Here is a 12,747-nt window from a genome sequence, read left to right as displayed (position 1 = left end):
TCTTAATGTATCTGGAAAATCAACGTTCGTGAGACGGTAGCAAACTTGCGCCGACCACGAAAGCTCTAGTAGATTGCACCAAGACCGGATAAGTGAAAGTAATTTAGGAATTGAGCCAAAGGCGGTGGTTGTGAGTCGAGAAAGTATTACACGTTTGGGAATGGCCATCATTGCAGGCGCGAGCATCTTCGCGTGCTCGTCCAGCGTGTGGGCCGAGGATTTGACGTTTGAAGAAGCGATTGGGCAAGCCAAGACGGCTTATGATGCAGAAGACTACGATAAGGCGGTCGAGCTTTTGTTGACTGCGAATCGTATTCAGCCGAATTCTCGTCTCTTGCTCAACATTGCTCGGTCGTACGCGCGCAGTGGTGATTGTGCCAATGCAGTTGCGTACTTTAAGGCGTTTTCTCGCGCCGACGACGCTGAAGACTCGCTGGTAAAGACCGCCAATAAAGAGGCTGACGAGCTTGCGTGCGACGCGTTCGACGACGAAGCGTCAGGTCGCGTCATGTTCAGTTCCGTTCCTACTGGGGCTAGCGTTTCGCTCGATGGCAAGGAACTTGGAAAGACCCCTTTCGAGACCGTGCTCTTGGGCCAAGGTGAGCAGAAGTTCGTCTTCACATTAGAAGGCTACGAGACTTTTGAGAGAACCGTAAAACTTTCACCGCAGAGCGATGCAACGGTGGCAGCCTCCATGCAGGAAAAAGTCGAGGAAGTTCCCGAGCCCGTGGTTGTGCAAGAGCCAGTGCGCATTCCTAGCACTGGTCCTGATTACACGTATCACTATGTGGCAGGCGGTATTGCTGGGGTGGGCGTAGGGCTTGTCGTGCTCGGCTTGGTTTCTGACCTTGTTCTGATTCCGGGAACAGACGAGGAGCGTGAGGCGTTTGCCCCAGGCACGTCGGACTATCAGCGACTGACCGAGCAGCGATCCTCACAGGCGACTATGGCTTTGGTGGGCTATATTGGTGGTGCGGCGCTGATCGCTGGCGGCGGTGGTTGGTTGACATATCTGCTCCTCCAAGACCAAGATGAGGAGAGCTTGAGTGTTACGCCGGTCTTCGGGTCTGATCATGCAGGTCTGAGCATTTCCGGCGCGTTTTAAAAATGTAGGAAATCCATGTCTGAAGGGATGGCCCAAGTCGGGGACGTCATTTCGAATCGCTATCGGTTGGTCGAAGAGATTGGCCGTGGGGGCTTTGGCGTTGTGTTTCGTGCGGTGCAGCTGGGGATGGAACGCGACGTAGCAGTGAAGATGCTACATCCTGCCGGCGATCCCAAGATGCAGGAGCAGATGAAGGAGCGTTTCAAGCGCGAAGCCATGATGGCTCGGAATCTGAACCATCCGCATACCATCCGACAGTACGATTTTGGCGAGGCACCGGATGGGTCGATGTACCTCGTTCTTGAGTACCTAGACGGTAGGAATCTCGTCGAGGTTATTCGACAAGACGGGGCGTTGGGCGAGGACCGCGTGCGCGCTATGGCTCCAGGTATCCTGAAGGCACTTGCGGAGGCGCATGCGCAGGGCATTGTTCATCGAGATCTCAAGCCTGCGAATATCATGCTCTGCAATATCTATGGCGAGCGCGACTTCGTGAAGATTCTCGACTTCGGCATCGCAAAGACGGTCATGGGAGATACGGACTTGACCGCAGCGGGCGTAGCGCTCGGCAGCCCGAGGTATATGCCGCCGGAGCTTCTTCGGGGAGACAATCCGACACCAGCGAGTGACGTTTATTCGATCGCGATTACGATGGCGGAAGCCATCATCGGTAAGCCACTTCTAAACTTTGAGAATTCGGTGGAAGCGGCTCAAGCTCAGCTCTCGCCTGAGCCGCTGAAGGTGCCTGAGGAGTTAAAGGCCTCGTCGCTTTGGCCGTGGCTTGAGAAGGCCCTGAAGAAGGAGCTCTCTGAGCGCTACCAAAGTGCTGATGAGATGCTTCAAGCGCTGGACTCGGGCGTCTCGGGATTGGCGAGTCTGAATTACGTCCTGCCTAGCTCGAACCCCAGGACTCCGGTGGAGCCTGAACCGCCACTTCCTTCCACACAAGGAGAGGTGACGCCAGTCATGACCACGGGTTCCGTGTTGGTCGGTGAGGTCGAGGATGATGATGAGGACGAAGAGGATTACGCACCGACCATGCGAATCGACGCGGATGAGGCGATAGCGGCTCTGAGTGCCGGACAACCGCTAAATCTCGGTGGGGACGCGGTTGAGGACGACGGTGCCACTCAGATGCTCAGTGCTGTGGATGTTCCGAGCTACGAAGAGCCTGCGTCGGCGCCCAAAGTACAGATTCCTGGCAATACCGGGTTGGACGAGGAGTCCGACCCGATGGAGGGCGCGACAGAGATGGTGGACATCAGTGATGTCCCATCGCTAAGTGGCTCAGCTCCGACGGCCAAATTCGCGCCTGTGGAGTCCAACCCAACACCGAGTGTTACCCCATCGGCCAACTTGCCGACCCCGTCATGGTCTGCGCCCGCTCCGAGCCCGTCACAGGGCTTTCAGCCTGTGGACCATGCCCAAAACGTTTCTCAGGTGCCGGGTCAGGGTGTTGGCGCTCCGATGCCGTTTTCAGGCGCTCAGAACAATCCGTCTCAAGGTTTTCCGAATCCTGGAGTCCCTGGACAGGGCCCTGGCCAAATCAACGAGTACCGAACTGAGTTTGTGGAGTACGACGCGAGCAAAGTCGCTCCCGAACAAAAGGAAGCGCGCAATAAGTGGCTTTTGATACTCGCCGGGGTCGTGGGCCTCTTGGTTGTGGGTATTTTGCTGATCGTCGCAACCTTCTTCTATCTCTCTGGTCGTGATGACAAGCCAGAGGTTGCTGTGACGCCTCCTGTGGAAAAGAAGGTTGGAAGCGAAGCTCCAATCGAAGCTCCTGTGGAAGAACCAAAGGTCATCGACTTCAGGGTCTACTCTGTGCCGGAAGGCGCTCAAGTAGAAATCGAGGGAGAGGAACCACGCACTACTCCTGCACGATTCGAGTTCTCAGTGGATAAGCTCCCCCTTCAGGTTGCGGTGACCAAAGAGGGTTTTGAGCCAGAGAAGGTTGAGTTCACGGAGGCAGGCGAACACACCTTCAATTTGAAGCTCACTCAGATCGAGGCACCGGAGCCCGAGCCTGAGCCTGAGCCAGTGGCGCCGGAACCTAAGCCGAAGCCTAAGCCCAAACCGAAGCCAAAGCCCAAACCCAAGCCGAAGCAGCCTGAGATCATTCCGCTCTTTGACTGAGGCGCCCCGTCGCGCCGTGGACTAGGTTGCCAGCCTTCCTGAAATCACCTAAGTAGTGCGCAACCCTTCAATGGGTTTTCTTTTGCGTTTTAATCGGAGAGTCGAATGTCAGATCTCAAGGCGTGGCCATATCAAGCGGCCCAAGATGCCATCGATAAAGTTGAACGAGAAACCGCCAGTGGTCAGCGCAAACGCGAAGCGGTGCTCTTCGAGACAGGGTACGGTCCGAGCGGATTGCCACATATTGGAACGTTCGCGGAAGTCGCTCGCACCACGTGGGTGAGGTACGCCTACGAGCAAATGACCGGCAAGTCTGCCCAGCTTTTTGCGTTCTCCGACGATATGGACGGGCTGCGTGCGGTTCCGGACAATATTCCCAATACGGAAATGCTTCAGAAGCATTTGGGAAAGCCGCTTTGTGAGATTCCTGATCCCTTTGGCGAAGAGGAGAGTTTCTCGGGCTATATGAATGCCAAACTGAGGCGCTTTCTGGACCATTTTGGATTTGATTACGAGTTCAAGTCTTCGAAGGATCAGTATCGCGGTGGTGTCTTTAATCACGGTTTGCTGAGGATTCTCGAGAAGTACGACGACGTGCGTGGAATCATTCTCCCGACCCTTGGCCAAAAGCGCGATGACGAGGGCGATAAGTCTGCGTGGAGCCCTTTCATGCCTGTGTGCACGAACTGCGGAAAGGTTTACACCACACGCGTTGAGGAGGTTTATCCTGCGGATGGTGAACTGACGTATTCGTGTTCCAACGGTTTTGACTTCAAAGGAATTCAAGTGCCCGCTTGCGGTCATCGCGAGCGAATTCCGGTGACTGATGGCCGCGTCAAAGTAGGCTGGAAGGTAGATTGGGCGCTTCGTTGGTACGTCTTCGGAGTGGATTTTGAGATGTACGGCAAGGACTTGATCGAGTCCGCGAATCTCTCTTCGGAAATCGTCAAAGTCCTTGGTGGAGAGCCACCTGCGGGATTCTTCTACGAGATGTTCTTGGACGAAAATGGCCAGAAGATCTCTAAGTCCAAAGGAAACGGACTCGAAATCGATGAGTGGCTAAAGTACGGACCTCTTGAGAGTCTTTCGTGGTTTATTTATCAAAACCCGATCAAGGCCAAGAAGCTCTACTTCGACATGATTCCAAAGAGTGTGGACGACTATCTGAGCGACCGAGAGAAGTTTGGGCAGGAGTCAGAAGATCGAGTCAACAATCCGATCTTCTTCTTGGAGCAACCCGCAATTCGGCGCGGCGAGTCGGTGCAGTATAGCGCTGGAGTCAGCTACTCGATGCTTCTTAACCTGGTAAACGTGCTCAACACGGACGACTCCGAGATTGTATGGGACTACATCCTTCGCTACGCACCATCGGCAGATTCTGACCGCAAGACGATCGATGATATGATCGACAGAGCGCTACAGTTCTATCGAGATTTCATCGTGCCGACAAAGGTCTACGAAGTCCCCGAGGATGAGGCAGCTCTTGAGGCGCTCGGGGCTTTGGTCGCAGCGCTCAGAAACCCAGAGATCCAGGGTGCGGAGGCGTTGCAGAGCGCCACCTACTCGGCGGGCAAAGAGGCTGGAATGAAGCTCGGGGTTTGGTTCGCGACCATGTACAAGCTGCTGCTTGGACAAGAGCGTGGACCCCGACTTGGGACCTTCATTGACCTCTACGGTAAAGAAGAGACCCTTCGACTGCTCGAAGAAAAGCTCGGCCCCGAAAAGTGGGCTAAGGTCTCCGCTTAAGCCTTGAGCAGTACCACTTCTCCCAAAAGGGCTGGGTCGGGGTTCACCACGCTTCCAATCTCCTCATTGAGGCGTGCAATGCTCGCGCTGATCCAAGCGGAGATTGGGCGAGCCGCGTTCGGACCGACAGCCACAACGGTATCGGCCATCATTTCTTTAAAGTACTGGAACAAGTCGTCATTCTGAGACCGCTCTTTGACTAGCTGGGCCAGCTCAGCGAGCTTCGTTGTATCGAGCGGCGCATAAGAAGGCTGTTTGAGAAGCTCGTTAGCGACGCGCGTTCGGAAGAGGAGGTCGAATCCGAGCTCAGTCGCTGGGTTTGCGCAGGTGGTCGCTAGTTCGGCGATGCTCGCCGCCTCGAACTTCTCGATTCCAAAGGTCCAAATCTGTTTGAAGGCGATAAGCGCTAGCCGACCCGCTGCGGAGTCGATATCGGCTTGGCGCTCGAAGTTCCTGAATCCCTCCGGGTCCTGAAGAACTGGTCGGGGTCTAGAAATCCCCTCGAAAAAGGCGCGTTCGTCTTCGTTGAGCAACGAGAATCGCTCGCCTTCCAAGATGGTAAGCGTTGGCCGTTTTTCAAGCTCTCGAGCCGTTCGTTGAAGTCTTGAAACAAGAGAGAACCCAACCCTAAAGATCTCTCTCATCGCGAGATTGGAGATCCATGCCTCTGCCTCGTCGTCGTCTCCACGTGCCAGAAACTCAAGGCCCACGCTCATATAGCCGAGTGTTCTCTCGGTGATCTCTCGGGCGATAGCGGCGTTCGACGGCTCCACACCATCGGCTAACAGCGCGCGATTCTGTACCGCGATGAGCTCGTTGAAGAGCAGGGTGAGTTCGTCCTCGGGCAGGGCGTCCAGTATCTGGAGGATGTAGAAGTTGCCAGTCTGGCTCGGGTCGAAAAGCGCAGGGAGCGTGGTCTTTCCGATCTTGTCCAGCCGCTTGTGTTCGATATCTTGGTAGCCCTTGTCCCTCAGCTTCACGGGGTCGATTGGCCGGTAGATATCCATGGCTTCTTCGCGACTGACAAACCCGAACTCTTCGAGTCGGGAGTTTCTCCATCGATAAGCTTCTTCTTCCATATTCGAATGGAGCTCCCAACGTGCAGCCTCGAGCAGGGTCCAGCCCATGACGCGGTCGACTTCGTAGAGTCGGTTGATCATGTTGCGCAGGAGTACCGACATTTCTTCGTCTTCCGGGAACACGATGGCGTAGATTCCGTCGGGACTGTTGGACCAATCGTACGCATTGAATTCCGGCGGTGGATCGCCATCTTCGTCAAAAAGCCCGACCATGAGGTGTTCTTGGAAGAGCAGGGCGAGCATCTCCGCATCCGTTTCGCGGCAGAATCGCTTGAACTTCTGGTCGTCGGCGAGCTCAAGAGCTGTCTCGAACCAGCGAATCAACTTTTGGCTGACGAAACGGTCCTTTCTCCAAACATCGAAGTCGAGAAAGACTTGGAGTTGCCACGGGCTAATGTACGGGACGAGTGCACTGGCTTCTTCCCAGCCTGCCTCCTCCATGACGCGAAGCAAGACGACCGGGTCTTGAGCCTCGATAAACGCATCGGCATCGGGTCGGTCCAGCATCCAGTGTATCTGCTCCCGAGCAGGAACTTGGGGAAGGAATGAGTGAGATTGTACGAGTTCTGAAATCTTTTCGCGTGCCACGACCGACCTCGGTTGAGCAGAAATGTGTAGGGCGGGCTAAGGGTGGAACCGGCGCCAATCGCGCATGTAATAGTCCATGAGCACCGGTTCAATCAATCGGTTTGGTTTGACATCTTGTCGGGCGAGGTCCGGCGGGAAGTAGAGCGCGGTTTGGAAGTTCTCACGGGTCATGAATTTTGCGTGATCGCCAAACACCCAAGTCTCAGGTTCCAAAGGGGTCTTGGATACGAGATTGAACCCCCAGTCCCCGAACGAAGGGACCCAGACGTGGTAGGGCAGAAGGTTGAGTTCCTCGCAGCGGTCCTCACAGAACGCCATTTCGATGGACCGATTGATGCTCCAAAAGGCTCGGACCGAATAGTAGGCCGAGGTGCTTTGGGTAACGGCGACTCCGTCTTCGGCGAGGTGATTTCTGATGAGTCGATAGAACTCGACTGAATAGAGCTTGGCGAGGCTTTCGTTATTGGGGTCGGGGAGGTCAATGATGATGACGTCGAATCGCTCAGGAGTAGCCTGTAGCCACGCCATGGCGTCATCATGCACAACTCGGAGGCGAGGGTCTTCCATGGCGAAGTTATTAACTCGCTTGAGCGCCGCGTGCTCGCTCGCGAGCTCGGTCATTCGAGGGTCAAGGTCCACCATCACAATCTCTTCGACTTCAGGGAATGCCTGGAGCTGACGCACGACGAGTCCATCTCCTCCACCGAGGATAGCCACACGTTTGGCGTCTGGTTTTGCCGCCATCGCCGGGAGCACCAGTGCCTCGTGGTAGCGATATTCATCGGCACTGGAGAATTGAATATTATTGTTGATGTAGAGCCTCAGATCGTTATTCCATGCCGTGATGGTGAGGTTCTGATACTTGGTGACTTCTTTGTGGATGACTGTGTCCGCGAACATCCTGCGGTCCAGAAACGACTCGAAAGTCGTGCTCGTTAAGAGGATTCCGATCAGGCCCGTGAGCGCAATGAAGAATGCGCCCATGAGTCGTGTCTTGCCGGTGATTTCGTCGCGGAAAAACCAGATCCCGAGTCCGGCGACAGCGAGATTAATGACACCTACGGCGGCTGCCGTGTTCAAGAGTCCGAGTTGGGGCAGAAGCACGAGAGGAAACGCCAGCGACCCTGCGAGAGCTCCGATGTAGTCCCAGCTTAGAACATTGGCGAGTGCATGCCTTAGAGCTGCGTATCGCCTCACGTAGCGTGTGAGAAGCGGGATTTCGAGCCCGACCAGCACCCCGATTGCAAAGGTCCAAAGCCATATGAACCACTGAAAATACGGAGAAAACACAAAGAGGCCAAAGAGAGCTGTCGCCGAGAGCCCGCCCAGGATTCCGACTCCGATTTCAACCCAGAAGAAGGCTTCGAGCAGATTCTTTGTGACGTAGCGGCTCAAAAAGGACCCCACGCCCATCGCGCTCATGTAGAGCCCGATGATGATGCTGAATTGGTAGACGCTGTTTCCGAGCAGGTAGCTCGAGAGTGTCCCAATGATCAGCTCGTAGGTGATGCTGCAAAGCGCGATGAGGAGGATGGACCCCAAAAGCACCGCGAGCCGCTCACGGTCAGAGCGGCTCAGGTTTGGAGGAACCTCAGGTTCTTCGATGTCGTTATGCACGGTCTATGTTCACTTGCCGAAACCAGAACTGCCGCCTGATGAGCGGCGACTGCCAAAACTACCGGAACGCACGCTTCGGCTCGAACTTGAGCCCACTGAGCGCTTCAGACGGCTGTGATAGCCCGATTTGACGTATCGCGCCGAGCTAGGGGCACGGTAGTAGCGACCGCCGTAATACGAGTGCTGGTTGGTGAGCATTCGGGAGATCAAGTAATAGTGAAAGATTCCGGGAGAGTGATACGAGTAGTAGCGCTGCTGGCGATCGTTTGCCACGATTTTCTCGCTCTCTTTCTCAGCTTCCAAATTGAACACGAGCGTATCGGTCGCCTGATAGCCGGGAGTACCGTCATTGTCCACGAACCCTACAAGGGTGCCTTTCTGGTCGAGTTGAACAGAAACACGGTCTGTACCGCTGTAGATATCGGGTTGGTTAACGCGCGTCTCGAATGCACGCAGATCCTTCGAGCCCGACTTGACGTGCTGCTCATAGGCTTTGGTCAGAGCCTCCAGATTGACGTCAGCTTCGTCAGCACTTGCATCTGAGCTGAAGACCATAAAAACTAGAATGACAGTGAGGCAGACGGCAACTGCAACGCCACCCGCCAGAATTAGGTTACTGGTTTTTGAAGTACTTGCTTCGTACACGCTTCTCTCCGCTCTGTGTCCCTCAACTTCTCGAACCTACGTGATTATCTCGTACAAGACAAGGGTTTCACGGCACTCCCCTACAGGCTCGTGTTGACGAAGTGCGCCGTGTTCATCCAGAGTACGCGCGGAGCAAACCCGGGTAGAATTGATGAGTAATGAAAGCGATCCGCGCCAAGACCGTGTTGTCAGCGGCGCGCTGTCCAGACTTGAAGATGATTTGGACGATCTGAGGGATCGGCTGGCTCAGGAATTGGACACCTATGAGGGGAGAATTTCGAAGGCATCAAACGGGATGCCCATTTGGCTAAAGATTGACCCCGCTTGGATTCGGGAATGGTTCCAGTTTGAGTTCGACGAGATGCGTCTTGTCCTTGGGCCGCGGGTCGTGGCGTTTGGTGCTTCTCGTGTGGAAACGCTCTTTAGAACGAATTTTGTAGGCAAATCACCAGATGATTCGTTTGCCGAAGAGCTCGAAGAGGTGGGTGAGTTTCTGCAAAAGCTCTCCGAACGGACGCGGATTGGGGCGGAAGAAGCGCAAGAACAGCTTGCAGATATACTCGATGAGGTGCTCCTCGATATTGAGGAAAAACGAGAGAAGGATGAACACGCGCTCCAGCAGTTGGTGTCGAGTGGAGACGTGGAGCGAGGCGAGGAGACTCAAAAGGAGATCGCCGATCTTTGGGAGGAGCAGAGAGCTCGGGCAAAGGAGGCGAAAGCCGCTTGGGAGACTCTGGAGCGCCTGGTCTTCGAGGGATTGGAGCATGTTGGCGAAGGTTTGGAGGAACTCGAGGAATTTTTGGACTTGATGAGGGGCCTCGTTTTTGGAGTTAAGCCTAAGGAAAAGGTCGTCGTGCCGGACGAATCGAGCCGGAAGACCGAAAAGTTACCCACCGAAGGGACGAGTGAGTGGGAGCGTGAGTCGGCCGAAACTTGGGGCCCCACGGACCCCGACGTCGGGCCTACAGCTCCCATGGATTCGGTGAAAGAATTCGACGACGAGCCGGTCGAAGAAGAATCTGAATCAGAGCCGGTTGAAGTCGAAGAAGAAGCGGTCGAAGAAGAGGTAGTCGAAGAAGAGCCGGTCGAAGAGAAATTAGAGGAGGCGCCAAAGGAAGTGAGCGTGCGAGGGGTCGCAAGTCGAGTGGTCGACGAGTGGGCTCCAATCTCCGCGCTCGAATTCTTGGTCGTCGCGGGACCCTTTTTTGTGTTCAGCATCGTGTTTGGGACGATGCTTCAGATGGGAGGAACCCCAGTTTGGTTTCGGCCATGGGTCTTCCCCGTCGGTTTCGGAACGGTGGCAACCTGGCTTGTATTGGGAGCGATCGTACGTCATTGGAGAATGACATGGCCGCCGGCAATCTTGAGTCTTTCTGAGGAAGCAGAAGAAACCGATTACGAGATCCGAGCCTCGAAGCTCTTCATTGACGGAAAAGAGATAAAGTTAGAGGCAAAAATTGAGAAGTGGCGAAGCGAGCAGTCATTTGGTTGGGCGGTGAGCTCCTCGGGTATATGTGTCTTTTGCGAAGGTCGAAATTTCAAACACTGGGACAACTACGATGCGCCGATGACGGCGATTAGACCCGATGCGTGGGAGATTCCTGGCGGTTTGGAGCCGAAAAACCTTAGTGAGGTAAGCAAATGAACGATCTCTATGATTACGCATCCACCGACCTGCAAGTGGTGGAGGTCGGTAGCCACGAAGTGATTGTGGATCTGGGAGACGTGCGCGCCACCATTGGGCAGGCCATCAAGTCTGAAGGAGCGATCGGCCGGGTGCATTCCTTTACGGGCTCGCGGAAAGCTAGGGTTCAAGTGTTTGATACGTCTCAATGGACCGTGGGGGCTAAGGTAGAGGTTTTGGGATTTCCAGCCAAACTTTCGCCCTTAAAAGCGCGAAGCGAAGTCAGGGAGCTTGAATGGGCAGAGCATGGCGCTGCGCTCGACTCTAGAATTCCTGGGTTTATGGAGATCGACCCCAATCGAGGTGCGATTTCGCTTGGCGTCGCCGAAGTCGATGAGGCAGTGCCACTCGTCCAAGGTGGTGTAAATCTGATCTTTGATGAGACGTCTGACAGTCAGATTTGGAATGCACTTTGGCGGCGATCGGGCAACGTGCACAGAATCGTGGCCGGAGAGAGCCTCGAGGCCGATGTTCAAGTCGTGGGCCAAGATGCGTACGAGAGGTGGTTTGCGATTCGAGCCGCAGTGGCTCAGACCGCCGCATCCCGAGACGCAGGCAAAGACATTGCCCTGGGGTTCGAGTTGCCCATCCTAGAGATTCAGCATGAATCTGGTCCGGTCATGGAGGGTAAACCCTTGAGCCGTGCCCTTGATGACCTACTCGAGTCGGTCGTAAGTACGAAATCAGGTAAGGTCACCGTTTTCATCCGTGTCCCGCTCAAGGGGATGGGGTCGGCGTTTTACGCGGAGTCGTTGAGCTTTTGTGATGCGGATACCCGACTCTGGGTCGCGCCTGATGGCACCGTGGATATCACGCGAAGCCATTCAAAATTGGGTGACGGAAGTCAAGTCTTGGCGCTTCTCAACCGCGCTGAACTCGCCCGAGAACGCCGAAGTTTGCTCGGGGATATTGAGCTCACCGACGAAGAGCGCACTACCATCGCGCGGGCGGACGAATTGGACTTCTCGCTAGCCACGCTGCTTGACTCTCAGCATCCCGAGAACTAAGCATATCGCGCATCTTTTATTGTTTCCTACATAAGAGCAAGACATGGTTGAAAAGTCGTCAGCCGCTGAGCAACCCGCGAAGCGCAAATCTGCCAAGAACGGAAGCCCCGAGTATTTGGACAAGGCTCTTGCGAAGCGCGCCTTGAAGGATCTGGGCGAGGACCGAATTGTTGAGATGTACGAAGAAATGCTCGTGCTTCGCCGATTCGAGGAAGTAGCCGGTCGCCAATATCAGATGGGGAAGATCAAAGGGTTCTGCCATCTCTATATTGGGCAAGAACCTGTTTCCGTAGGTGCAATGGCGGGTTTGGAAGATAAGGATTACGCCGTCTCTGCCTACCGTGCCCACGGCCACGCGCTCTCCAAAGGAATGACGCCACGTGAAGTCATGGCAGAGCTCTTCGGAAAGGAGACTGGATGTAGCCGCGGTAAAGGTGGCTCGATGCACCTATTCAGCGTCGAGAAGAAATTCTACGGCGGATGGGGACTCGTTGGTGGACAGGTACCTACCGCTGCGGGTATCGCATTTGCTGCCAAGTACCGCGATGAGAACGCGGTGACGCTGTGTTTCCTTGGCGACGGCGCGATTCATCAGGGCGTGGTCCATGAGACGTTCAACATGGCGCAACTATGGAAGCTGCCGATCGTCTTCATCGTGGAAAACAACAAGTACGCGATGGGTACTGAGTTGAGCCGTGCAAGCTCGGTTCACGACCTTTCTGAGAAGGCGCTTGCGTACGGAATGGCTCGAGCCCAGGTTGATGGAAAGGACCTCTTCCGCTCGTATTATGGCATCAAGGACGCCATCGATCGCGCTCGCAACGAGTCGTTGCCTACTCTCCTAGACGTTGTGACTTATCGATTCCGTGGTCACTCGATGAGCGACCCTGCGAACTACCGAACCAAAGAAGAACTCGAAGCCGAAATGGCAGCTGATCCGTTGATTCGGGTGCAGCAGTGGCTCGCTTCGACGCAGATTCGGACTCCGGACCAGCTCAACGAGATGGACGCGAAAGCCAAGGATATCGCTAAAGACGCGGTTAAATTTGCTGACGATTCCGCGTTTCCTGATCCTTCGGAGCTCGAAACGGATATTTATGTGGATTGGTCTTGGGACATTGAATAGGCGGAGTGAAAAAT

At 55.0% G+C, this 12,747-nt stretch carries 9 protein-coding genes; 6 read left to right on the top strand and 3 right to left on the bottom strand.

What is annotated here, in order from left to right; genetic code table 11:
* Positions 1–130 precede the first annotated feature (130 nt).
* The 3 genes from FRD01_RS07235 (at position 131) to lysS (ending at position 4,987) form a co-directional block, all read left to right on the top strand.
* Positions 131–1,105, top strand: a complete 975-nt coding sequence (locus FRD01_RS07235; RefSeq protein ID WP_146958721.1) for a PEGA domain-containing protein — start codon at positions 131–133, stop codon at positions 1,103–1,105.
* Between the two features lie 15 nt (positions 1,106–1,120).
* Positions 1,121–3,241, top strand: a complete 2,121-nt coding sequence (locus FRD01_RS07230; protein WP_146958720.1) for a serine/threonine protein kinase — start codon at positions 1,121–1,123, stop codon at positions 3,239–3,241.
* Between the two features lie 105 nt (positions 3,242–3,346).
* A complete protein-coding gene (gene lysS / locus FRD01_RS07225; protein ID WP_146958719.1) occupies positions 3,347–4,987 on the top strand; it encodes a lysine--tRNA ligase in 1,641 nt (546 codons plus the stop codon).
* Here the strand turns inward: lysS and FRD01_RS07220 are convergent.
* The 3 genes from FRD01_RS07220 to FRD01_RS07210 are packed head-to-tail and all read right to left on the bottom strand — an operon-like array spanning position 4,984 to position 8,916.
* Positions 4,984–6,654 carry a DUF6178 family protein gene (locus FRD01_RS07220; RefSeq protein ID WP_146958718.1) on the bottom strand — a complete coding sequence of 557 codons (1,671 nt, stop codon included), beginning with the start codon at positions 6,652–6,654 and terminating at the stop codon, positions 4,984–4,986. The two genes, lysS and FRD01_RS07220, sit on opposite strands and share 4 nt — an antisense overlap.
* A gap of 36 nt (positions 6,655–6,690) precedes the next feature.
* Complete coding sequence (locus FRD01_RS07215) at positions 6,691–8,271, bottom strand: polyamine aminopropyltransferase (protein WP_146958717.1); 1,581 nt, start codon at positions 8,269–8,271, stop codon at positions 6,691–6,693.
* Positions 8,272–8,280: 9 nt separating this feature from the next.
* Positions 8,281–8,916: a hypothetical protein gene (locus FRD01_RS07210; RefSeq protein WP_146958716.1), complete on the bottom strand. Its 636-nt coding sequence runs from the start codon at positions 8,914–8,916 to the stop codon at positions 8,281–8,283.
* Positions 8,917–9,067: 151 nt separating this feature from the next.
* On the opposite strand from FRD01_RS07210, the gene FRD01_RS07205 reads away from it, so the two are divergent.
* Genes FRD01_RS07205 through pdhA form a run of 3 tightly spaced genes read left to right on the top strand, consistent with a single transcriptional unit; the run spans position 9,068 to position 12,733 of the window.
* Positions 9,068–10,561, top strand: a complete 1,494-nt coding sequence (locus tag FRD01_RS07205) for a hypothetical protein (RefSeq protein ID WP_146958715.1) — start codon at positions 9,068–9,070, stop codon at positions 10,559–10,561.
* On the top strand, positions 10,558–11,607 hold the full coding sequence (locus FRD01_RS07200; RefSeq protein ID WP_146958714.1) for a hypothetical protein: 1,050 nt from the start codon (positions 10,558–10,560) through the stop codon (positions 11,605–11,607). Before FRD01_RS07205 ends, FRD01_RS07200 begins: the two co-directional genes overlap by 4 nt.
* Before the next feature lie 43 nt (positions 11,608–11,650).
* The gene (pdhA, locus tag FRD01_RS07195) at positions 11,651–12,733 is read left to right on the top strand and encodes a pyruvate dehydrogenase (acetyl-transferring) E1 component subunit alpha (RefSeq protein ID WP_249756090.1); all 1,083 of its coding nucleotides are present in this window, start codon (positions 11,651–11,653) and stop codon (positions 12,731–12,733) included.
* Positions 12,734–12,747: the final 14 nt, after the last annotated feature.

Source organism: Microvenator marinus (assembly GCF_007993755.1).
Taxonomy (GTDB): domain Bacteria; phylum Myxococcota_A; class Bradymonadia; order Bradymonadales; family Bradymonadaceae; genus Allomicrovenator; species Allomicrovenator marinus.
The sequence above is the reverse complement of the archived record's forward strand: the minus strand, read 5'-3'. Positions and strand labels throughout refer to the sequence as shown.

Coding starts and splice junctions, on each gene's coding strand:
- FRD01_RS07205 (WP_146958715.1), top strand. CDS start 9,068: ATGAGTAATGAAAGCGATCCGCGCCAAGACCGTGTTGTCAGCGGCGCG.
- FRD01_RS07200 (WP_146958714.1), top strand. CDS start 10,558: ATGAACGATCTCTATGATTACGCATCCACCGACCTGCAAGTGGTGGAG.
- FRD01_RS07230 (WP_146958720.1), top strand. CDS start 1,121: ATGTCTGAAGGGATGGCCCAAGTCGGGGACGTCATTTCGAATCGCTAT.
- lysS (WP_146958719.1), top strand. CDS start 3,347: ATGTCAGATCTCAAGGCGTGGCCATATCAAGCGGCCCAAGATGCCATC.
- pdhA (WP_249756090.1), top strand. CDS start 11,651: ATGGTTGAAAAGTCGTCAGCCGCTGAGCAACCCGCGAAGCGCAAATCT.